The following is a 21,182-nucleotide window of genomic DNA, read 5'->3' on the forward strand; positions in this document are numbered from 1 at the left end:
CGCGCTGCGGCTTTATCACCTGTCCTCAGGAGGACTACCCATGTCTATCAATACCGGCGCTGGCACGCGAATCTACATCGGCCCTCGCCTCACTGCAGATCTGCCCAAGGACCACGCTGCTGCGGTAACGCTGCTGGCTGGCCTGACCTACGTAGAGGTCGGCGAGGTCGAGAGCATTGGCGACTACGGCGACACCATCAACGATGTGTCTTTTGCCGGGCTGGCCGAAGGCCGGGCCCGTCACCTCAAAGGCCTGGCGGATGCCGGGTCGGTCGAGCTGTCCATTGGCTTTGACGCAGGCGACGCGGGCCAGCTCAAGCTTGTTGAGGCGTTTCTCGATCGCTCACGCTTCGATTACCCGATCAAGGTCGTTTACGTCGATGGCGAGACCGACTACATGGCGGCCAAGGTCATGAGCAACAAGAAGACAGGCATCAGCGTCGAGGGCGTTCTCAAGCGCGCCGTGACTCTGGGGATCAACTCAGAGGTGTATGAGGTCCTCGAGCCTTAACAGGCTGGCCCCTCCAGCGCTGTAATCCTGCAGCGCTGGCCCCGCTCATTTGATTAAGAGAATCCCGCATGTCCCGAACCAATCACGGCACCATTGAAGTCACTCTGGGCGAAGAAGTCTTCACCCTCAAGCCAACCCTGAAGGCTATGAAGGCCATCGAGAACCGCTTCGGCGGGATTCTGCCGGCTATGCAGTCGGTCGGCACTGCGAACCTGTCATCGATCGCTTTCATTGTTGCCGTGGGCACCGGCGTGAACCTGACGAAGAAAGATGCACTGACTCCAGCGGAGGAAGCTGTCTTCGAAGAGGGTATTGATAGCGCCGGCAGCCAGGTAATCCCGTACCTCAAGGCATTCCTTAACCCCGCTGGCAAGTCCGATGCCGAGCTAGAGGCCCAAGCAGAATCGGGAAACGAGTAAAGCGCGATCCCAATCTCCCAGTCATCGATGAGCTGTTCAACATTGCTACTGGTTGGCTGGGGTGGTCCCCAAGCGAGGCCTGGAATACGCCTGTCGTTGAGATTCTCATGGCCTGGGAATCGAAGCGGCAATTCCTCATCGATACCAATCCATTCGGCGGCGGCGATGCTGAAAAGCCCAACAAGAAGGCGGTGGCCAAAGAGGCGAGGATGGGCTTCCGCGTGGCGGCTATGGGCAGAATAAAAGATTGAAAGTTGTTCCATCAGCACCGCTTTGAGCGGTTTTTTTTCGACTGAGGAAAAGTAAATGGCTGACGCCGACGTACAAGGGCTGCTGATCAGGATTGAGGCGACGACGGCCCAGTTGCGCCAAGAGGTTGCCCGCGGCGAGGCAGCAGTAGCTCAGTCGGCAGGTAAAATGGATGCCAGCCTCGTGCGCATCGACACGGCGTTTGACCGCGCAGGGGAGAGCGCCCAGAGCGCTGGGGGGCTGATTAGAAATGCGCTGGCAGCCGCCGTGGGCGCCGCATCCATCGGTACCATCCTCAAAACCGCCGACTCCTATTCGCAGATGTCAGACCGGATTGGTCTCGCTACCAAAAGCTTCGGCGAGTACAACACGGCTCAGGAGCGCCTGCTCGCCACCGCCAACCGCACCTACCGTCCCTTGGAAGAGGCGCAAGAGCTTTACATCCGGACCTCTGACAGCCTGCGTTCGATGGGGCTGAGCGCCGACCAGTCCATGGATGTGATGGACAGTTTCAGCTACTTGCTCGTGACGAACTCGGCCTCGGCGGACAAGGCTAGCTCGGCGATCGATGCTTACTCCAAATCGCTGCAAACCGGGAAGATTGATGCAGATTCCTGGCAAGCAATCCTTGCTGCCATGCCGACCGTTGTGGACACCGTTTCAAAGGCAACTGGCAAGTCAGCTGAAGAGATCCGCAGCCTGGGCGCTCAGGGAAAACTCAGCCTCGACACTCTCACCGAAGGCTTTCAGAAGAGCGCCGAAGCCAATGGTCTGCTCGCCGACAGCATGGGTGTGGCCGTTCGAGACGCCCTGGTTGCACTGAACAATGCGTTTTCGGTGTACGTCGGCCAGCTGAATGAATCGACCGACTTCACGGGGATACTCGCCGCAGGCATCGGCAGCCTGGCCGACAACTTCGGAACGCTCGCCGAAATTGCTGGTGTTGCTGCGGTGGGTGCGCTTGCTGTCTACGCTCGCAGCTTGGCGGCCTCTACCGCAGGATCGGTGTTGTCGGCTAAGGCCGCCCTCGAGGACACGATGGCTCGCCGTGCGCAGGCCACTTCGGTACTGCTCGCCGCCCAGGCTGATCAGCAAAAGGCCCAGACTGCCGTATTCCTTGCGCAAAAAGAGGCGATTGCGGCGAAGGGTACTGCAGTGCAAACGCAACTGTCGTTGCAGCTCGCAGAGGCTCGCATGGTCGAGTCCCGTGCAACAGCAGCAGTTGGCGCCGCCCAAGCTGCAATCGTAGGCACAGGCCGTACATTGCTCGGTTTGCTTGGCGGGCCTGTGGGTATCGCAGTGCTCGCAATGGGCGCAGCGACGGCGTTTATCACGCTCCGAGACAACACTGGTGACCTTGAGAGGAAGCTCGGTGATCTGTCGGACCCAATTGAGAAGTTGATCCAACGGTTCGGCGAACTTGACCGCGCCGGTCAGTCAGTCACGCTCCGCGGCCTTCAACAGAACATTGAGGAGACTCAGAGCAAGGTCACTCAAATGTCTGGCGCGATTGCCGACCGATTTGAGAATGACCTACGCAACATGGGGGCGGCAGGCGCAGACGGCTTGATGGCCGGCCTGGTCGGTCTTCCTGATGATGTCCAGGCTGCACTTGACCGAGTCCGTAAAGCTTCGAGTGATCAGGCCGCCGGCATTACGGTTGATTGGAAGGCAGTGGCTGACGAGCTGCGGCTTGTGCCTGGCGTCACCGAGGCAATGGCCGTTGCCATTGAAGCAAGCGGCAGTTCGTCAGCGAAGGCCGCTAAAGATCTGAGTGTGCTCAAAGATACAGTCGTCCAGCTCACTGGTGAAACCGACGAGCTTACTCGCGCTCAGCGTGAGAACGACGCTGCAAAAGCCGCTGCAGCTGGAGTCGGTCAAAAGTACCTGGAGCAGCTGCAGAAGCAACTCGGTACCGCGCAGGACAAGACAGCCCTGCAGGCCGCAAATCGATTCATCGCTGAGAACACCCTTCTTACCGATGAGATGGTTGTCGCCATCCGCTCGGCGGCGGCAGCGAAGGACGCACAGAAAGCTGCCGATGCTGCTGCGACCAAATCAACCGAAGAAGGGACCAGCGCGGCCAAAGAAGCAGCTACCGAGGCGAAGAATCAGGCCAAGGCGTTGACGGACCTGAAGACTCAGGCCGACATAGCCATAAAGTCTGCAACGGGTCTGGCTGCGGCCTACCAAGCCGGTACCGACAATTCGCGAGAATTCAGCCTGCAGCAGAAGGTTGATGAAGCGCTGCTCAAGGCCGGCTCAGCCGCGCGCCAGGAGGTCGAGAAGGCGATCAATGCCCAGCAGGATGCGCAGGACAAGCTGAACATCAGCAAGGCTGCCTACGATGTGGGCCGCGAGACGGCTGACATCATTGCTCAGGCCCAGGCTACGTTGATGGGAGCCGATGCGCTTGCGGCCTACAACGTTCAGAAATCCATGACTGTCGCACTGGCCGGGAAAAACATTGCAGTTGGCAGTGAGGAGTACAAGCAGCTTCTCGCCGCTACCGAGGCGCAGCAGGAGGCCGTGCGGGTGGCTCAGCGCGCTGGTAGCGTAGGGGGCCTCATGGATCGACTGTATCCGGAAGCCAAGCTGCTCAAGGATTACGCCGAAGATCAAAAAGCGCTCAACGCTGCGATGGCGTTGTACCCCGAAAACGCTGCCAATTACCAAGCTGCGCTGCTCAAGCTTGGGAATGAATACGAGGTCAACCGCAGCAAGGCAACACTGTGGGGCCAGATGACTGAGGGGGCAATTGATCGAATCGACGAAGCCTTCGCCACAGCGTGGGGCAATATCGGCAGCGGCGCCGAGAGCCTGTGGGACAACCTGAAGAAAGGCTTCAAACAGACGCTCGGCGAGATCGCGCACATGCTCACCACCAAGCCTCTGCTGGCCTCGATCAGTAACTGGCTGACCGGAGCTGACAACGGCCAGGGGCTTTCCTCCGTGTGGGGCAAGCTGCTGGGCGGTGCTAACGGAAGCAGCACCGGCGGTGGCGGAGGAATGATGAGTACTCTGACCAATGCCGGCAGCATGCTTTATAAGCTCTACAGCGCAGTGACTGGCGTGGGTTCGAGCGTAGCCTCTGGGTGGGCGTCTGGCGGCCTCGGCGGGGCTATCAACGGTGGCTACAGCTACTACGCGAACCTATTCAGCGGCTTGACCAGTAGTCTTTCAAGCGGGTTCAGCAGTGTTGTGGGGTCTATCTTGGGCAGCTCTAGCTCTCAGATCGCTGCCAATGCGGCCACCTCTGCTGCTCTCCAGGGCGCAGTTGCTCAGGGCGCTGCTACGGTTGGAACCAATATCGGCATTGGCGGTGCTGCGTACGCTGGTGCTGGCACCGCAGCCGCTGGGATATCAGGCGGTCTCGGAGCCCAGTTTGCGGCGATGGCCTCAAATCCGGTCGGCTGGGTAGTAGCCGCTGTCACTGCGGCCTACCAAAGCGGCAAGATTTATGACAAAGGCTACCGCTACGACATGATGGAAACGCTCACCGACAAGAACACGCTGGCAGCCGGCGGGATCTTGATGGAGCCGGCCTTCAATGTTGGCATCACCGACAAGGTCTTCAGCAAGCTGTTTGGCGGGAAGATCGCTGCCATCCTTTCCGGGTCGGCTCTTTTTGGGTCTGTACTTGGGACTGTCAGCAGCAAGCTCTTCGGTGGGAAGTGGCAGACCAAAGATGGGGGCTTGTCGCTGGGTGTGCAAAACGGCGAGTTCGACGGCCAGCAATATATCTACCAGAAGAAGAAAGGCGGGCTGTTCAGTTCGAGCAAAAAGAGAACTCGCTACTCGGCGCTCGAACCTGAATTTGCATCTGCTCTGCAACAGACCTACGAGGAGACCGAGGATAGTGTGGCCGATCTATTGGCACGTATTGGCGTGTCAGTGGGAGAGGGCGCATTTGCAGGGCTGACGATCGCCCGTCAGAAGATATCGACCAAAGGGAAAACCCAAGAAGAAATCCAGGCGGCCATCAACGAGATGTTCAGCGGCTTCGCTGACCAGATGGTTGCACACATCGATCAAGGCGCTCTCGGTCTGGGGGGTAGTTTCTCTGAGCTCGCAGCCAAGATCGCAGCTTTTGAAAGCTTCAATGCAACGCTTGATCTCATCGACGTGACAATGCTTCGGCTGTCGCCACGGTCGATGGAACTGGCTAACGCGCTCGTAGCCGCTGCCGGCGGACTAGAGACATACACCCAAAGCTTGAACACATACTTTGAGGGTTTTTTCAGTGACTCGGAGCGGGCCGATAAGTCACTCGGGCTGATTCAGCAGCAGTTCAAGGACATGAACGTCACGCTTCCCGACACCCGGGAAGCCTATCGAAAGGTGGTCGAAGCGCTCGATCTGACTACCGAGTCGGGGCAGAGCATGTACCTCACGCTCATCGGCGCCGCTGGTTCCGCTGCCCAGGCGTACGACATCCTTGAAACGAAGGCGAATGCCGCGGCGGCAGCCACGGCCCAGCAGTTGCAAGACGGCTTGAGCAATGCTTTCAGCGCGGTCCAGCGGGCAGTCTCTTCCCAGCAGAAGAAGCTCACCGAGGCGTACAACGCTACCAGCTCGTCACTCAACGATATGGTCAGCACCGTAACCGAGAAGGTCAACGGGCTGAGTGCTGTTAGCGTTAATCTGAGCTCGGCCCTCAAGGCGCTACGCGGTGATTCGGATGACGCCGTGAAGATGCTGCGTGCGCAGGCACAGGCCACGCTTCAAAGCGCGCTGGTGACGGCGCGATCTGGGAAGTCGTTGTCTGGGTTCACCGGCCTGGACGATGCGCTGGACACGGTCAGCAGTAACAACACTGATATGTACGGATCCATGGAGGCTTTCGCCAGGGACCAAGGGCGGACAGCTAACGTAGTGGCCGAACTGAACGCGCTCAACGGAAAGCAGCTCACCTCGGCAGAGAAGTCGCTGGAGGGTCTGAAGGCGCAGATTGACCAAGCCAAGAAATCCTATGACCTGCAGATGAGCCAATACGATGCACAGCTCACGCTTGCTCAGGCTCAGATCGATGCTCTCAACGGCGTCGACAATTCCGTGGTCTCGGTGGCTGCTGCCGTCAACAGCCTGAGTCAGGCCGTTGTCGCTTCACTAGCGATCAAGGGTGACGACTCAGCGCGGCAGAACACCTTCGACAACAACGCAGCGATCGTCCGTGCAGTGTATCGAACGGTGCTTGGTCGGGATGCGGATGCCAAAGGGCTCGCTGACTGGGCCGGCGCTCTTTCAGGAGGTCTCGTCACCTATGACGAGCTGATGGCGAGCATTGCACGCCAAGGGCGGATCAACGGCGAGAATGTCCTTGTTCCAGGATTTGCGAGCGGTGGTGTCTTTAGCGGCGGCCTGCGGCTGGTGGGCGAGCGGGGGCCAGAGTTGGAGGTTACTGGCCCAAGCCGTATCTACAACGCCAGCCAGACTGCTGCGATGCTCGGCGGTGACAAAGGCGGGGCGACGGCGGCCGAAGTGCGAGAGCTCAGGGCTGAGCTGAAGTCAGCGTTGTTCGCGATCGCCAAGTACACGCAGAAAGCAGCGAAGAACACCGACCTGCTACCGCAGAAACTGGAACAGGAGTTGTTTTCGTGAGGATCATTGAGCCCGTTGAAATCACGCCTAGCATGGCGGTGATGGAAGCGTTTTTGGTGGAGCCCAACAATGAGCCTTTAGTGGTTCAAGTTGGGCAGACTTTTCAGGTCGCATCGCTGCTGACCAATGTTCCAGAGACGGACCATGATCTGTGGCAGCCGACTAAGGCGTATGCCATCGGTGATCTTGTCATGCTCGATCACCGAAACTATGAGGCGTTTACTGCTAACACCAACAAGCGACCTGATGGCGCGGCTGTCGATCCTCCGATTTGGCTTGATCTCGGCCCTACCAATCGGTGGAGGATGTTCGATGACAAGATCGGTACCGCTACCACCAACCCGGAAAGCATCAAGGTAACCCTTGCGCCTGGACGGGCAGTGGATTCGCTTGCCTTCTTCGGCCTGGACGCTGCGTCTCTGTACGTGCGGGTTGTGGATCCGTATCAAGGCATTGTTTATGAATCCAGCGTTTCGCCGGTGTCTGCGGACGGAATCAACAACTGGTACGACTATTTCTTCACGCCGGTGGAAGTAAACGAAGACTTCGTGCTGATGGGCGTTCCGGCGGGCAGTTACGGCTCAATTGAAATCAGCATTTCCAAGCCTGGCGGTATCGCTCAAATCGGTGCGCTGATCCTCGGTAAAGCTGCCGTTCTGGGTCAAGCGCTCTACGGTAGTTCAGTCGGGATCACCGACTACAGCCGGAAGGAACGCGATGATTTCGGGAATGTGATCATCGTAGAACGTGGTTACTCCAAGCGCGCCGACTTCGATGTCATGGTGCAGACGAGCATGGTGTCCCAAGTGCAGCGCCTGCTCAGCAAGTATCGAGCTAAGCCCCTGGTCTGGATTGGGGAGGCAAGCTACGAGTCAACGATCCTCTACGGCTACTACAAGGAATTCAACCTGGTGATCAGCGGCCCGGAAGCGTCGGACTGTACAATTTCTGTCGAAGGACTCATTTGATGGCTATCCCTTCTATCACTCCATTGCCCGAAGCACCCAGCCGGCAGAACTCGGCGGGCACGTTTGCTGCTCAGGCCGACAGCTTCATGGGTGCGCTGCCCCAGTTTGCGGGGCAGATGAACCAGTCGATCGACTTTATTGCCAGCCAAGCGGAAGCTGCAGCCGAGAGCGCTCAGTTGGCCACCACCAACGGCGCTTTTCAGGTAGAGCTCGCTACCCAGAGAGCAAACGCTGCGTCACAGAGCAGTCAGTCGGCTGCGCAGCAGGCATCAGGCGCGAAGAGTCAGGCGGACTCGGCCAAGACATACCGCGACTCCGCCCAGGCTGCAGCTGCGGCTGCGCAGGCCGGCGCCGGTCTGCCAGCTACGGCCGGGAAAGGAGGCCTCCCGTTGGTGGCCAAACCAGACGGGACGGGCGTCGAGTACTCGGGAAGCCTTAAGCGTTACGACCTGGACACTGCAACTGCCACCACGACCCTGGACATGTCGATTGCTCAGGTGTTCCAGGTGGACGCCAGCGCGCCTCGCACTCTGGCTATAACCAATGCCCCCGCCGCTGCTCGCGCCATGACAGCGATGCTGAACATCACTGGCGCGGCAACCATCACCTGGCCCTCGGGGATTAAATGGGACGCCGGCCGCGAGCCTTTGCTGGGACCGCTCTGGACGCTGGTGGTCCTGATCTGGGTGGGCAATGGTTGGGTTGGCAAGGTAGGGGCAAGCGCATGATCGAAGCGGCCTTGCTCCTCGGTAAAACCGCCAACATTCTCTCGCCCTGGGAGTACGTAGGTTCGACAGACAGCCTCACGACCTCGGCGGCCAGCGTCTCATTGCAGATTCCAGCCGCCGCCCAGCCCGGCGACCTGCTGGTGGCCGTGATGTCGCCAGGTGATGAGGCAATCTCAACGGAGATGACCTCTGGTGGCTGGCAGCGGATGACTCCCGGCAGCCAGGACTACGTCTGCGTCACCCGCCTGACGGCGTTCACAGAGCGGCCGACATACAAGAAGGGCGGCGCGAATGTGATCTATGCCTGCCTGGCAGTGTTCCGGGCGACAGGTTGGTCTTCGGTCAGGCTTGCAGCCAACAACGCGCCCTATCAGCGCATTTCTGTGGCCACCGAGACCAACAACACTCTGATTCTGAGTCTTGCTACAACGCCTGGCTTTGCAGGCTCTTGGACAGCCGGGATGACAGGCGGGTCTCAGTTCGTGAGACGGATACGGGCGACCTCGCCGTCGATGGCTATCTACTCAGCTGACATAGCCAAGCCAACGAACGTCACGAACATTTTCGTAAATGCGCGGGACGGACTGGAGCGAAACATCATCCTCGCTATTTCCTGACCCAACCAACTTACAAAGACCGGCGAAAGCCGGTTTTTTTGTGCCCGGAGAAAAGTACATGGCTTACAACAGCGCCCACACTGGGCCGGAAATCGATGCAGCTGTGCAGCTTCTTGGTGAGATTCAGGAAGCAAAGGACACCACTGCCGCTGATCGGCAGGCCGTTACCGGCATGGCTGCAACTGTTGCTAGCCAAGCCGCTCAGGTTAACGCGCAGGCCGCCCAGGTCAGTTCAAACACCGCGGTTGTGCTGGCCTCGGCTTCTGCCGTAGAAGCAGACCGAGCTGAGGTTGAGCAGAACACCGGCGTCGTGCTTTCGGCAAAGACAGCTGCGCAGGATGCTGGTGCGGCCGCGGTTGCAGCCCAGGGCGCGATCGAGGTCATTCAGGAGTCGGTGAGTCAGGCGCAGATTGCCGCCGAACACTCCGAGCAAAGCGCAGGTGACAGCGCATCGGCGGCGCGGGCGGACCGTGAGCAGGTCGAGTTACTGGCGCAGCAAACGGCAGAAGACAGCGCTTCAGCAGCAGAGAGCGCGGCAGCTGCAGCAGCCGTGGTCACTGGCGGAACCGCCACTTTGAACCCAGAACCGGGGAAAATTCCACTCGCCAAGGGTGACGGCAAGATAGACGAGGGCTGGCTGCCCGCCGAGATTGCCCGAATCAGCTCTGTGGAAGCGGTTACCGAGCAGGTTGAGATCGCAATCGCCACGGCCGAAGCAGCCGAGGCGAGAACCGATCGTTACCTCATGCCAACTGATACCACCCCCGAGTTGCGCGACAACGGCCTGCCGCTCGAGCTTGGCGACGTGTGGTTCAACACCGCAGATCAGACGGAGTACATCTACAAAACTGCCGGCTGGCGCTCAAATGACAGTCTCCAGGCCGTAGATAGCTTGACCTTGAGCCTTTCGGATTCCACCAACCCTAACAAAGGTGCGGCTCTGTCGGGCTTTGAAGGCGGAACGGTAGCTGGCGCGCTGCTGGCTTCGAAAAAGATGGCATCGTATGCAGCGTTGCGAAACTACAGCGGCGCTGCGCAGCGGGTCGAAGTCACTCAAAGCGGAATTGCAGGGGCATTCATTCGCCAGGCATCTGCGGATGGGTTTTCTGATGATGGCGGCGTCACGATCGTTGGAGCATATGCATGGGTTCGAGACTACAACGGCATCGCTCAGGTGTCGTGGTTCGGCGCGCTCGGGAAAGGGGCTGATGAGACCCTCGCGCTACAGCGAGCCCATGACTCTTCGATGAGCGTCTGTTATGGGCGAGGGTCGTATTCCTTCGCCACGCTTACCATACGCCAGGGCACCAAGCTTGCGGGACTCAGCCGGACAGAAACCAAGCTTCAGGTAACCGGCGCGGGAATCGTTATCGTCAATGCCGGCATCAAACTGACGACCTCCATCACCGACCTGACCCTGATGCCGATGTCGGCTGGGCTTGCTTCAGGCATCCGCTCAGACCTGACGGACTTCTTCAACTTGAACGCGGTCGAGATTCATCGCGTCGACATCAAGGGCCCGGACTCCGATGCAGGTGGTTATGGACTGCGCACGCCCAACTACTATTTCCTGAAGAACATCGACAGCCGGAACATGAACAAGCTGTCGCTCGTTGACACCAACGTCACGGGCGGCTACAAGATCGAGGCAGACCCAACGCTCCAAGCCAAAACCTACGGGGTGTACACCGCGGGCACGAGCATTGGCATTCACATGAGCGACTTCAATGTGAAGTGCGTAGAAACGGCCTGGGAGTTCGGCGACAACGTCGAGGGGTTCTGGATCAGCTCGTGCGAATGGATCTACGTGCGCAGGGGCATCAACGGCAATACGACCACCAGCAAGCCGGGCGGCTGGGTCGATGGATTGCACATCAACTGCGCGCTATCCGGCATCCATCTCCGGCAGCGCAACGTCACCTATCTCGCTGGGGTATCTGTCCTGCGAGCAAGCTTCTATTACCCAGAGGCGACCTGGGACGGAATTATTCTCGATGACTGCCGGCGCTACACGGTCAGCGATTACTGCATGCGCCCAGACTTCACCGGTAACACAGGGGTCAAGAAGGGTATCTCCATCATTGGCGGTATCGGCGGTCAGCTCGGCAAGGGCTCAATTGCCTACATGACGCAGGGTATCTCTGTGAGCGGGGGCAACAATGGTTTCGATGTTGGGGAGCCATACCTCGAAAGTTGCTCCACTAACGTGGTGATCACGAGCGACTGCATTGATGTGAAGGTTGGAGACTTCAAGTGCAACGGCGCTCGCCTGGTCACAAACAGCAGCCCGAGCACCAGGTTCCACAAAAACAATGGCTTCTACACAGTTGACTCCAGTGTAAGGGCGATAAATGCGGCGGGGAGCGAAACCTTCCAGCAGGCAATCTCAAAACGACTTGCTCGTCTTCGGCTGGATGCCGGAACCGGCGCCTATACCTACAACATCATCATGAGCAATGTTGGCGCTATCGAGGGTGACATTTTTGAAGTGTCGGTAAGGATGGCGCCGACCAACCCAACCCTAACATTCACTGCGGACGGCGCCGTGACCCAGACGATTCCCCCTCCTCCTAACCAGACGAGTTACTACGTGAAAATGGCATTCACCAGCTCTGTGTGGCGATGCGTAGCTGCGTGCCAGTCCCTGCACGCATAACTACTTAGGGGGAGACTCGCGTGGTTGCCGTTCTTGGGGCAACCACGATTTATATTTTAATGGAATGATGCCTTGGGTGATGTCAAAGCGCATCTCATTACAGTATAAAATTTGATCTGGGTTATTTGCAGTCGGATTTAATTATTATTAGCTGAATGATGATTCTCAGCTTGCTGTATCAGGCCTGCTCGGTGAGAGTCCATGCCATCTCCACCACCCCTCCAGAAATAGTTAGAATTCAATTTGCTCATTAGCTTGTAGTATGAATCCGAGTGGAGCATTTCATAGAATAGTATATTTCGCTCGCTGGTAGTCATCTGATGTCTGATTATCCTCGCATAAAATTCTGATTGTGCGTTTTGATGTGAGCTCACGTCGTAAGTCGCGTACTGCTCTATTATGAACAAGACTGTTTCGAAATAGCTTCCTATGATTGGCCAGTAGGTGGTTCTCCATTTAATGTAAATCTTCATTCTGCTCTTATAGACTCTTTCGTATTCTTCTGGTGTGATCTCAATTTTTTCAACTTCTGGTTTGAGTAGTTTCCATGTTTGCCCAATCGCTAGGTGGTTTTCGAACGTTTCTGTAGTAGCCAGAATCGGGTTACTAGAAGCGGGGCTGCGTTCGAGATCTCTTTCGAGAGTAAGATGTACGCCCCTAGCTGATTCGTGTGTCAGCGAAATCAAATCAAAAAATCTTTGGTTTTCCAGCATTTTATTATGATTTGTTTCGGCCTGGGCACCATCTTTTCGTTGCTGTCTAAACGTGTTGATGAGAATTATGAAAGCGCCGAAGGAAAGTAGGGGGTTTAATAGCCCTCCAACAAAGTCTCCAATTGGGCCGAGTTTTTCAGGACCTTTTGTAGGGGAGCCTATTACAGTAAATGGGTATACAAATACAAATATCAAAAGGCAGCTTATAATTGCTATTGTTATGCCTGCGGTAGTAATTTTTCCTACAGTCTGGCTCCACTTGTTTCGTATTGCAGTAATTGCATTATTGATAGGTTCCATTCTATTTATTACCTTTGTCAGTTAGTCGCTTATCAAATCATGCAACTGTATCTAATTAATGCCTGATTACGCGTATGCCCAGAACTACTGCGGTATGCTTCCCAGTCATGCAGCCTGCCACATCAGCCACTTGAGCGAAATACTCACTTCGAAACCCGCCAAGTGCGGGTTTTTTTACGCCCGGAGAAAATGGATGCCGATCACTGAGCAGCAGCTGCTGCAGGTTCTACCCAAAGCCCGCCCTGTCGCGGGCATTTTTTTGCCTGCGCTGAACCGCGCCGCCGCGCGCTGGAAGGTCGACAGCCGGTTGCGTCTCGCAGCGTTCCTGGCGCAGATCGGCCACGAGTCGGGGCAACTGCGCGTGCTGGTGGAGAACCTGAACTACAGCGCCGAGGCTCTGGTGCGCACCTGGCCCAGCAGATTCACCGCCCAGACCGCGCCGGCATACGCCCGGCAGCCGGAGAAGATCGCCAACCGCGTCTACGGCGGACGGATGGGGAATGGCCCTGAGTCATCGGGCGATGGGTGGCGGTACCGGGGGCGTGCGCTGATTCAGCTGACCGGGCGTGACAACTACCGGGCTGCCGGCGCCGCGCTTGGGCTGCCGCTGGAGGATCAGCCGGAATTGCTCGAGCAGGCCGATCACGCTGCCCAGTCCGCTGCGTGGTGGTGGGCGAAGCATGGGCTCAACGAGCTGGCCGACGCCGGCCGCATCCAGGACATCGGCAGCATCATCAATACTGGCAAGCCTGGGCGCGTCCCGCATGGCGCTGCTGAGCGCAAGGCGCTGTATGACATTGCCGTGCGGGTGCTGGCATGAATGCCTGGGCGCTGCGCCTCGCTGGCGACGGCCTGCTGATCCTGCTGGGCACGGCCGTGGGTACTTGGGTGACTACTCACCACTTCCGCCCGCTGCTGGATGATCAGCAGAACCAGGTCGCCCAGTGCACTGCCGCGCGCGACAACCTGGCCGGGCTGGCCACGGAGCAGGGCAGGGCCATTGGCGACCTGATGCTTGCCGCCACCGGCCGTCAGGCTGCCGCCGAGCAAGCCGTGGGCGTGGCCAGGGCCAGTGCCGACACCGACTACGCCGCGGCGAACCGCCTGCAGCAGGAACGGACTGGTGGCGACCAGTGCGCGGCCGCCACCTCGATCATCGACAAGGAGCTTGACCTATGAAAGTGCAGGTGCTGCTGGCCGGCGTGCTACTGGCCGGATGCGCAGCGAAGGCGCCGCCGCAGGTCCAGTACGTGCGCGTCGAGGTGCCCGTGCAGGTGCCCTGCCGCGCGCCGGAGGTGGCCGTGCCGCCTTGGGCAGCGGCCGGCCTGCGTAAGGCCGACAGCCTGGAGGTGAAGGTGCGGGCCCTTCTAGCGGAGCGCCGGCAGCGGATCGGCTACGAGAAACAACTGGTAGCTGCGGTGACTGCCTGCAGGTAGGCTGAGTAAAGTTCAGCCTTTTCAGCCAGGCCAACTGATCATCCACGCAACCGATACGACCGGTTTATGCGCCTCGTATGTGAAGGGCAGCGATCGGATTCCGACTGAACGTTTCAGCAGGGGCATCGAAGGTCATAGTGATGAGAACTGAATTTCTACTGCTGGCACAGTACGATGGTCTCGCAGTGATTCCTTTAGACAAGGTGTGCGCCGACTACTTCCCTCACCTCAGTCCGGAGAAACTAAAACTCAAGATCTCGCGAGGTGAGATTCGATTGCCGCTCATCGCAATGGAGAGGAGTCAAAAGTCTGCTAGGGGAGTCCACCTAAATGATCTGGCTGCCTACATTGATGCGCGCCGAGCTGAGGCAAAAAAGCTTGTCTGATCTTCGTCGGCGCCGCGGCAGGTGATCATTCAGTCATCAGCGAGTGGTGCCAGGCTGCCTTCTACGACCGATGTCATCCAAGCGGAGATAGCCGATTGTAGCCAAGCGACGGACTTAGGTCCCAGCCGAACCTGCCGAGGAAATGTACCTTCGCCAATTCTCCGGTAGATGGTGTTCCTACCCAGCCCTGTCACCTTTATCACTTCATCAAGCCGCATGAAGCGGTCATTCGCAGCTGAGATCATTACGGCCTCCGGTTACCAGTTGGCTACATTACCCGGGCAAGCATAGGCGGTGATTTCCGCTTCCGCCCAGGCTTTGACCGAATGCCGCCGCGCTGCTCCCATTCCTTTAAAAATTCACGAACTGTCTCAAGTCTCCAGCAAACTCGCTGCCCCTGCTTGAAGCTTGGGGGGAGCCACAGTGCTCTGACCTGCCTGGCGCTTCGTACGGCAGATTCGGAACGGCCGAGCAACCTGGCCAGTTCAGGAATGTGAATAATTTCTGGCTCCATTGACGCGACCTCCACTGAGAAGAGACTGACATTGTAGGTTCAATAGACTGCCCGGGTCTGAATCTATTCGACAGCGAAGTCAGTTGCTGCACCTACACCGCCGCTATCGCCGGAGCCAAGGCAGCCAACCGCTCCGCCAGAGTGCTCTCCGACCTACTCGCACGGGCTGATGCTCGAGCGGGAGAGCTGGCGAAAACTTATGGGTAAGCAAGGATAGCGCGCTTGGCTTGCGAGGCGTCCTATAATGCGCTAATCAAGCCAGATGAATGAGAGCATGAAGAGGACGATCATGGGGCTGACAAGCGCAGGGGAGCCGTTGATTTTGGAGGCCACTGCGGCGCTGCGCCGGTACAACGAGGCCCAGGACGCCGGTGAACCGGCCGACCAGGTCGAGCGGCTGCGGGTGCTTGCAGAGTCAGCTTATCAGGCAGTGACGGACTACCAGCTTTATGCCTACGGCCTACAGCCGATCACAAAGCACTGATAGTTTCGAGAGCGCAGGTATAATAGACATCTCGTATTTGAAGTGCGTCTAGTGCCCAAGCACTGTATATGAGAAAACTAGTAGCTAAAGCTCGCAAAAGTAACCAATTGAAATATTAAGGAAGATTTTGAGACTATTTACAGTGGACCGTTTGAGTTGCTTTAAAGATGGATATGTTTGTGAGTTGTCTCAACTATACAGACTGAGCCAAGATCATTTGAAGGATTTTGCAATAGAACTGTTTCCGGAAGGGCTGTCTCAGCATGGTCATCACTACTTGGTTTCAAGCAATCTAGACACACCAAGCAAGCAAAATTCCCATGCTGAAATATTCTTTGAATGGATTAGGCGTGCTAGGTTTCCAAGTAGGCCGTCAAGATATCAAAGTATGTTTGCTGTTGATGATCTTGATTCGGCGCTTCAGTTCAGATCCAACTTTGGATCAATCGATCATGCGATTTATGAGCTTTCAAGCCCCAGTGCATTTAAGGCTGATATGAGGCTCATTACATTTCCTAGGCAAACACCTATTTTGAGTTCGTATTTGGCCGAGCTTTATTGGCAGGGGTTGCCCTGGCATGAGGGTGAGCCAATATGGGAGTGGATAGTTCCGTGCCCAGTCACTATAGGTGGACGTATCATGTAAAATCACAGTTTCCCGCGCTCTAGCACGTGCTATTGCTCAAGTGGGACAGCTGGCGCAGGCGTATGACCGAGCCAAGACAGCTGGGCTGACTTGCGAGGCGTCGTATAATGCCCTCATTAGATCAGGAGTATAGCCAGTGAGCGAGGATGTAAGCGACTTGTTGATGCCTGACCATGAGATGTACCTGCAGGTCACAGCGGCGCTGAAGCGCTATCACGAAGCCAAGGACATGGGCGCTCCAGCCCCTGAAATTGAGCGGCTGCGGCAGATTTATGAGGCCCATGCCCAGGCTGTTACCGAGTACCAGCTCGGAGTCCTGAGTGGAAAGCGCGATCCCGCGAACTGATCATCTCCATCGGGCAGAGCGACGTCAGTGCCTAGAGGTAGCTTTGCCCGCCGGCCTGACTATACTGGCCTCTCTACCAAAGGGAGAGACGGGATTGAGCGGTCGTCAAAGCAGCAGTCAGCCAGGCGAGTTCTTGCCTGGCATCATCCTGCCCCCGGCAATTCACGGACTACTGCGCAAGCGCCTGGCCGAGCTGAGCATGTGTGATACCGCAGTCAACTGCATGATCTTCCAGGCTCGGACCGAAAGCCTGGTCGAGGCGTTGGAGATCCTGAAGGCGATTCCGGCGCGGGACGTTCAGCGACTGTATGTGCTGATTGACAATATGACGCAGGACCGGCTGGCGGAGATCAGCGGTGAAGGGTAGGGCGTATTCAAAGGAAGGCGTAGGTCGGCAGAACACCGGGCGCAGGCCGAAGCCCGTGGGAGATTTTCGGGGGTTTGTGAAATTCGGTCTTGCAGAGTGCGGCACCGTTTGCAGCGAGCGCCCGCTCAAGGCCTTGTTCCGTAAGGCTTTAGTAGTGTCCTGCACGCATGGGGTGCAAGGGGTCGAGTGTTCGAATCACTCCGTCCCGACCAAATAATCCCAATGACTTAGGCCATTTCCGTAAGGAGTGGCCTTTTTCATGTGCGTGACTTTTGCGTGATTTCTCCATTCAAGCCCGCCTCCTTTTCAGAATTGCCAGTACCGGCCTACGCGAGTCCGTTACTGAAACCTCGTTTGCCGCCTCTATCAACTGCCCTAACTCAGCGTCGGAGTAGTGGCTGGTGTTGCCGTCGGCACGATGATCTCTGCCACCTGGATCCTCGCATCCAACAGCTGGATGCAGACCCCTCAGGGGCATGAGGTGGTCAACGGTGTGGTAATCCCGGTGGACTGGTTGGCGATCATTTTCAACCCGTCTTTCCCCTACCGCCTGGCGCACATGGTCACTGCGGCCATGCTGTCCACGGCGTTGTTCGTCGGCGCGTCGGGCGCGTGGCACTTGCTCAAGGGCAATAACACCCCGGCAGTCAAGCGCATGTTCTCCATGGCGTTGTGGATGCTGCTGTTCACAGCCCCGCTGCAGGTATTGATCGGTGACGTGCATGGCCTGAACACCCTCAAGCACCAGCCGGCGAAGATCGCCGCGGTGGAAGGGCACTGGGCCAATGTCCCGGGTGAGGGGGTGCCGTTGATCCTGTTCGGCTGGCCTGACATGGAGGCGCAAACCACCCGCTTCAAGGTCGAGATTCCGCGCCTGGCGAGCTTGATTCTGACCCACTCGCTGGATGGGCAGATCGCTGGCCTGAAAGACTTCCCGCGCGAGGACCGGCCCAACGCCACTGTGCTGTTCTGGAGCTTCCGGGTGATGGTTGGGCTTGGCCTGCTGATGGTTCTGCTTGGCGGGTGGGGCGCCTGGATGCCTTGGCGTGGGCGGTTGTACCAGTCCCCGATGCTGGCGCGCTTTGCCCTGTGCATGGGGCCGTCAGGGCTGATCGCATTGCTGGCAGGTTGGTACGTCACCGAGATCGGCCGTCAGCCGTGGGTCGTGTATGGGCTGATGCGCACCAAGGACGCGGTCTCCGAGCATTCGGCCATGACCCTGACTGTCGGCCTGGTGGTGCTGGTGGTGATGTACCTGGGCATCTTCGGCACTGGTATTACCTACATGTTGCGCCTGGTGCGCAAGGGGCCGCAGGCAGATGAGCCGCACCCTGCGGACATCGCTGACAACCAGCGCCCGGCTCGCCCGCTGTCTGCGGTGGACGAGTCACTGTCCGGCGCATCCAACTCCACACATTGACTACGGGAGACGTTGTCATGGGTATTGATCTTCCGCTGATCTGGTTCCTGATCATCGGCTTCGGGGTGATGATGTATGTCATCACCGACGGCTTCGACCTGGGAATCGGCATTCTCTTTCCTTTCATCCGTGATCGCGAACATCGCGACACCATGGTCAACACCGTGGCGCCGGTATGGGACGGCAACGAAACCTGGCTGGTGCTGGGCGGCGCCGGGCTGATGGCGGCCTTCCCGAAGGTCTATGCGATTCTGCTGAGCGCGCTGTACCTGCCAGCCCTGGGCTTGCTGGCCGGGCTGATCTGGCGAGGCGTATCGTTCGAGTTTCGTTTCAAGGCAGACGAGGCGCACAAGCCCTTCTGGGACCGAGCATTCATGTCCGGCTCATTCGCTGCAGCGTTCTTCCAGGGCGTGATCCTCGGGGCGTTCATCGAAGGCCATCAGATCGTCGATGGCGCTGCCACAAATGGCGTCATGAGCTGGCTGACATTGTTCAACGTGTTCTGCGGGCTAGGTGTGGTCGTGGCTTATGCACTGCTCGGTGCCACCTGGCTGGTCTACAAGACCGAAGGGCCCTTGCAGGCCAGCATCATCCGCGCAGCCACGCCAATCACCCTGGCCACGGTTGTGACCATGCTGGTGGTCAGCATCTGGACGCCGCTGACTCACCCGGCGATCTTCGAGCGCTGGTTCAGCCTGCCGAACTTCTGGTTCTTCGTGCCGGTGCCGCTGTTGGTGCTACTGGCTACCTGGGCAATCCTGCGGTCGCTGCGAGGTGAGCCACATGCCGGCCCGTTCGTGTGGTCGCTGGTGCTGATCTTCCTGGGCTATACCGGGCTGTTGATCAGCATCTGGCCCTACGTGCTGCCACCGAGCCTGACGATCTGGGACGCCGCAGGCCCGCCACAGAGCCTGGGCTTCGCTCTGGTCGGGGCGTTGTTCATCATCCCGTTCATCCTGGGTTACTCCGCATGGTCTTACTACGTGTTTCGCGGCAAGGTCAAAGTGGGGGAGGGGTACCACTAATGGGCAAGGTTGGCTCGCAATCATCGCCCCGCCTGGGTAGCAAGCTGCTGTGGATGGCGGGAATATGGGGCGTCAGCGTTGGCGCGCTGGGCGTGCTGGCCATGGCTGTACGCGTGGCGATGTCGCTGGCCGGCATGCAGTCCTGAATGGCTGCGCCGCACCCGCAAAACAAAGGCTGGCCATCAGTATGGCCAGCCTTTGTTTTGTGGGTAGCGGGGTGGTCGGGGCGCGATGCCGGGTTGGGCTGATGAGCGTCCAAGGCAAGGCGCCAGTGCCGGATCACTCGATCAGCGGCACCCCACTGAGCTCTTGCAAGGCCTGGAACGACAGGTCTGCGCAGATTTCCACGACCTTCAGGCCGTCAGGCGTCACGTCCAGTACGGCAAGGTCGGTGTAGATGCGGCTGACGCAGCCAATACCGGTCAGCGGGTAGGTGCACTCGGGCACCAGCTTGCTTTCGCCGGTCTTGGTCAGGTGGTCCATCATCACGAACACCTGGCGGGCGCCGGTAGCCAGGTCCATAGCGCCGCCCACGGCCGGGATCGAGCCTTCTGCGCCGGTGTGCCAGTTGGCCAGGTCGCCCTTGACCGAAACCTGGAACGCCCCCAGTACGGCGATATCCAGGTGGCCGCCACGCATCATCGAGAACGAGTCGGCATGGTGGAAATAGGCACCGCCGGTCAGCAGGGTCACGTGCTGTTTGCCGGCATTGATCAGGTCGTCGTCTTCCTCGCCGGGTGCCGGGCTTGGCCCCATGCCCAGCAGGCCGTTTTCGCTGTGCAGGAACACTTCCTTGTCGCCCAGGTAGTTGGCAACCAGCGTCGGTGCGCCGATGCCCAGGTTCACGTAGGCGCCTTCCTGGATGTCCGCAGCCACGCGCTGGGCCATTTCAGTACGGGAGAGCTTTTGGGTGATGGTCATGGCAGGCCTCAGGAAGCGTTGGCGATTGGAGCGGCGGCGCTGGAGACGGCAACCACGCGTTGGACGAAAATACCCGGGGTGATGATATGTTCCGGGTCCAGCTCGCCCAGCTCGACGATCTGGTCAACCTGGACGATGGCGGTCTTGGCGGCCATGGCCATGATCGGCCCGAAGTTGCGCGCAGCCTTGCGGTAGGTCAGGTTGCCCCAGCGGTCGCCCTTGTGCGCCTTGATCAAGGCAAAGTCGGCGTGCAGCGGCATTTCCAGCACGTACTGGCGGCCATCGATCTCACGGGTTTCCTTGCCCTCGGCCAGCAAGGTGCCGTAGCCGGTCGGCGAGAAGAACGCGCCGATGCCGGAGCCGGCAGCGCGAATGCGTTCGGCCAGGTTGCCTTGCGGCACCACCTCCAGCTCGATCTTGCCGGCCCGGTAGAGGGCGTCGAAGACGTAGGAATCGGACTGGCGCGGGAACGAGCAGATGACCTTGCGCACGCAACCGGCCTTGAGCAACGCGGCAAGCCCGGTGTCGCCATTGCCGGCGTTGTTGCTGATGATGGTCAGGTCACGCAGGCCGAGGGCAATCAGCCCATCGATGAGTTCGGACGGCATGCCAGCGGTGCCGAAGCCACCGACCAGAAGGGTTGATCCGTCGGTGATATCGGCCACGGCACTGGCGATGGACGCATGCGTTTTATCGATCAAAGCGGGACTCCCGGTAAGTTCAGATGAGCGGTGTCGGCCGGAGGGTGTAGCTAGTTGGGGGCGACCGGCAACAGGGATGGGTTTTGAGCGTTTTAGTAGTTTGACTTTACCCGTCCTAACTTTTGAGCATGAGGCTGCCAAAGTGGGCAATTATCAATCACTTTTTTTGAAGGC

At 58.4% G+C, this 21,182-nt stretch carries 23 protein-coding genes and 2 pseudogenes; 21 read left to right on the forward strand and 4 right to left on the reverse strand.

Annotated elements, in window-relative coordinates; genetic code table 11:
- The first annotated feature begins 40 nt into the window (after positions 1 to 40).
- The 8 genes from ACQZ2L_RS06435 to ACQZ2L_RS06470 all read left to right on the forward strand — a co-directional run bounded on the left by ACQZ2L_RS06435 (position 41) and on the right by ACQZ2L_RS06470 (position 11,749).
- On the forward strand, positions 41 to 511 hold the full coding sequence (locus ACQZ2L_RS06435; RefSeq protein ID WP_430325272.1) for a hypothetical protein: 471 nt from the start codon (positions 41 to 43) through the stop codon (positions 509 to 511).
- A 68-nt stretch (positions 512 to 579) separates the two neighbouring features.
- On the forward strand, positions 580 to 930 hold the full coding sequence (locus tag ACQZ2L_RS06440; RefSeq protein ID WP_430325273.1) for a hypothetical protein: 351 nt from the start codon (positions 580 to 582) through the stop codon (positions 928 to 930).
- Between the two features lie 107 nt (positions 931 to 1,037).
- A complete protein-coding gene (locus tag ACQZ2L_RS06445) occupies positions 1,038 to 1,181 on the forward strand; it encodes a hypothetical protein (protein ID WP_430325274.1) in 144 nt (47 codons plus the stop codon).
- Between the two features lie 55 nt (positions 1,182 to 1,236).
- Positions 1,237 to 6,780: a tape measure protein gene (locus tag ACQZ2L_RS06450; protein WP_430325275.1), complete on the forward strand. Its 5,544-nt coding sequence runs from the start codon at positions 1,237 to 1,239 to the stop codon at positions 6,778 to 6,780.
- Positions 6,777 to 7,748 carry a hypothetical protein gene (locus tag ACQZ2L_RS06455; RefSeq protein ID WP_430325276.1) on the forward strand — a complete coding sequence of 324 codons (972 nt, stop codon included), beginning with the start codon at positions 6,777 to 6,779 and terminating at the stop codon, positions 7,746 to 7,748. The genes ACQZ2L_RS06450 and ACQZ2L_RS06455 overlap by 4 nt, the downstream gene beginning before the upstream one ends.
- Entirely contained in the window at positions 7,748 to 8,476 is a 729-nt protein-coding gene (locus tag ACQZ2L_RS06460; protein ID WP_430325277.1) for a hypothetical protein, read from the forward strand. The genes ACQZ2L_RS06455 and ACQZ2L_RS06460 overlap by 1 nt, the downstream gene beginning before the upstream one ends.
- A complete protein-coding gene (locus tag ACQZ2L_RS06465) occupies positions 8,473 to 9,093 on the forward strand; it encodes a hypothetical protein (protein ID WP_430325278.1) in 621 nt (206 codons plus the stop codon). Before ACQZ2L_RS06460 ends, ACQZ2L_RS06465 begins: the two co-directional genes overlap by 4 nt.
- Positions 9,094 to 9,151: 58 nt before the next feature.
- Positions 9,152 to 11,749: a hypothetical protein gene (locus tag ACQZ2L_RS06470; RefSeq protein ID WP_430325279.1), complete on the forward strand. Its 2,598-nt coding sequence runs from the start codon at positions 9,152 to 9,154 to the stop codon at positions 11,747 to 11,749.
- A 137-nt stretch (positions 11,750 to 11,886) separates the two neighbouring features.
- Here ACQZ2L_RS06470 and ACQZ2L_RS06475 read toward each other — a convergent pair whose 3' ends face one another.
- Entirely contained in the window at positions 11,887 to 12,762 is an 876-nt protein-coding gene (locus ACQZ2L_RS06475) for a putative phage abortive infection protein (RefSeq protein WP_430325280.1), read from the reverse strand.
- Between the two features lie 193 nt (positions 12,763 to 12,955).
- Here ACQZ2L_RS06475 and ACQZ2L_RS06480 point away from each other — a divergent pair, with 193 nt between their 5' ends.
- From ACQZ2L_RS06480 to ACQZ2L_RS06495, 4 genes are all read left to right on the forward strand, one after another.
- On the forward strand, positions 12,956 to 13,582 hold the full coding sequence (locus ACQZ2L_RS06480) for a glycoside hydrolase family 19 protein (RefSeq protein WP_430325281.1): 627 nt from the start codon (positions 12,956 to 12,958) through the stop codon (positions 13,580 to 13,582).
- On the forward strand, positions 13,579 to 13,941 hold the full coding sequence (locus ACQZ2L_RS06485) for a hypothetical protein (protein WP_430325282.1): 363 nt from the start codon (positions 13,579 to 13,581) through the stop codon (positions 13,939 to 13,941). Before ACQZ2L_RS06480 ends, ACQZ2L_RS06485 begins: the two co-directional genes overlap by 4 nt.
- Positions 13,938 to 14,198, forward strand: a complete 261-nt coding sequence (locus ACQZ2L_RS06490; RefSeq protein ID WP_430325283.1) for a hypothetical protein — start codon at positions 13,938 to 13,940, stop codon at positions 14,196 to 14,198. Before ACQZ2L_RS06485 ends, ACQZ2L_RS06490 begins: the two co-directional genes overlap by 4 nt.
- A gap of 140 nt (positions 14,199 to 14,338) precedes the next feature.
- On the forward strand, positions 14,339 to 14,584 hold the full coding sequence (locus tag ACQZ2L_RS06495; RefSeq protein WP_430325284.1) for a pyocin activator PrtN family protein: 246 nt from the start codon (positions 14,339 to 14,341) through the stop codon (positions 14,582 to 14,584).
- 29 nt (positions 14,585 to 14,613) lie between these two features.
- Here ACQZ2L_RS06495 and ACQZ2L_RS06500 read toward each other — a convergent pair whose 3' ends face one another.
- Complete coding sequence (locus ACQZ2L_RS06500) at positions 14,614 to 14,829, reverse strand: helix-turn-helix transcriptional regulator (RefSeq protein WP_430325285.1); 216 nt, start codon at positions 14,827 to 14,829, stop codon at positions 14,614 to 14,616.
- Between the two features lie 380 nt (positions 14,830 to 15,209).
- Between ACQZ2L_RS06500 and ACQZ2L_RS06505 the strand changes: the two are divergent.
- The 9 genes and pseudogenes from ACQZ2L_RS06505 to ACQZ2L_RS06545 form a co-directional block, all read left to right on the forward strand.
- Positions 15,210 to 15,305 (forward strand): annotated as a pseudogene (locus ACQZ2L_RS06505) (DUF2514 domain-containing protein); the annotation flags it as partial.
- Positions 15,306 to 15,372: 67 nt separating this feature from the next.
- Positions 15,373 to 15,582, forward strand: a complete 210-nt coding sequence (locus tag ACQZ2L_RS06510; RefSeq protein WP_430325286.1) for a hypothetical protein — start codon at positions 15,373 to 15,375, stop codon at positions 15,580 to 15,582.
- A gap of 142 nt (positions 15,583 to 15,724) precedes the next feature.
- Positions 15,725 to 16,228: a DUF2441 domain-containing protein gene (locus tag ACQZ2L_RS06515; RefSeq protein ID WP_430325287.1), complete on the forward strand. Its 504-nt coding sequence runs from the start codon at positions 15,725 to 15,727 to the stop codon at positions 16,226 to 16,228.
- A complete protein-coding gene (locus ACQZ2L_RS06520) occupies positions 16,212 to 16,361 on the forward strand; it encodes a DUF2514 family protein (protein ID WP_430325288.1) in 150 nt (49 codons plus the stop codon). The genes ACQZ2L_RS06515 and ACQZ2L_RS06520 overlap by 17 nt, the downstream gene beginning before the upstream one ends.
- Positions 16,362 to 16,364: 3 nt before the next feature.
- A complete protein-coding gene (locus ACQZ2L_RS06525) occupies positions 16,365 to 16,574 on the forward strand; it encodes a hypothetical protein (protein ID WP_430325289.1) in 210 nt (69 codons plus the stop codon).
- Positions 16,575 to 16,707: 133 nt separating this feature from the next.
- Positions 16,708 to 16,941 (forward strand): hypothetical protein, encoded by a 234-nt coding sequence (locus tag ACQZ2L_RS06530; RefSeq protein WP_430325290.1) that lies wholly within the window; start codon positions 16,708 to 16,710, stop codon positions 16,939 to 16,941.
- A 403-nt stretch (positions 16,942 to 17,344) separates the two neighbouring features.
- Positions 17,345 to 18,361: pseudogene (locus ACQZ2L_RS06535) on the forward strand (cytochrome ubiquinol oxidase subunit I); the annotation flags it as partial.
- Between the two features lie 17 nt (positions 18,362 to 18,378).
- Positions 18,379 to 19,386: a cytochrome d ubiquinol oxidase subunit II gene (gene cydB, locus ACQZ2L_RS06540; RefSeq protein WP_430325291.1), complete on the forward strand. Its 1,008-nt coding sequence runs from the start codon at positions 18,379 to 18,381 to the stop codon at positions 19,384 to 19,386.
- Positions 19,386 to 19,532 (forward strand): DUF2474 domain-containing protein, encoded by a 147-nt coding sequence (locus ACQZ2L_RS06545; protein ID WP_430325292.1) that lies wholly within the window; start codon positions 19,386 to 19,388, stop codon positions 19,530 to 19,532. The genes cydB and ACQZ2L_RS06545 overlap by 1 nt, the downstream gene beginning before the upstream one ends.
- A 133-nt stretch (positions 19,533 to 19,665) precedes the next feature.
- On the opposite strand, the gene ACQZ2L_RS06550 is transcribed toward ACQZ2L_RS06545, so the two are convergent.
- Both ACQZ2L_RS06550 and ACQZ2L_RS06555 read right to left on the reverse strand, forming a co-directional pair.
- Positions 19,666 to 20,307, reverse strand: a complete 642-nt coding sequence (locus ACQZ2L_RS06550; RefSeq protein WP_186521048.1) for a 3-oxoacid CoA-transferase subunit B — start codon at positions 20,305 to 20,307, stop codon at positions 19,666 to 19,668.
- 8 nt (positions 20,308 to 20,315) lie between these two features.
- On the reverse strand, positions 20,316 to 21,008 hold the full coding sequence (locus tag ACQZ2L_RS06555) for a 3-oxoacid CoA-transferase subunit A (protein WP_430325293.1): 693 nt from the start codon (positions 21,006 to 21,008) through the stop codon (positions 20,316 to 20,318).
- Positions 21,009 to 21,182: the final 174 nt, after the last annotated feature.

This window comes from Pseudomonas shirazensis, assembly GCF_050496565.1.
In the GTDB taxonomy this organism is placed as follows: domain Bacteria; phylum Pseudomonadota; class Gammaproteobacteria; order Pseudomonadales; family Pseudomonadaceae; genus Aquipseudomonas; species Aquipseudomonas shirazensis_A.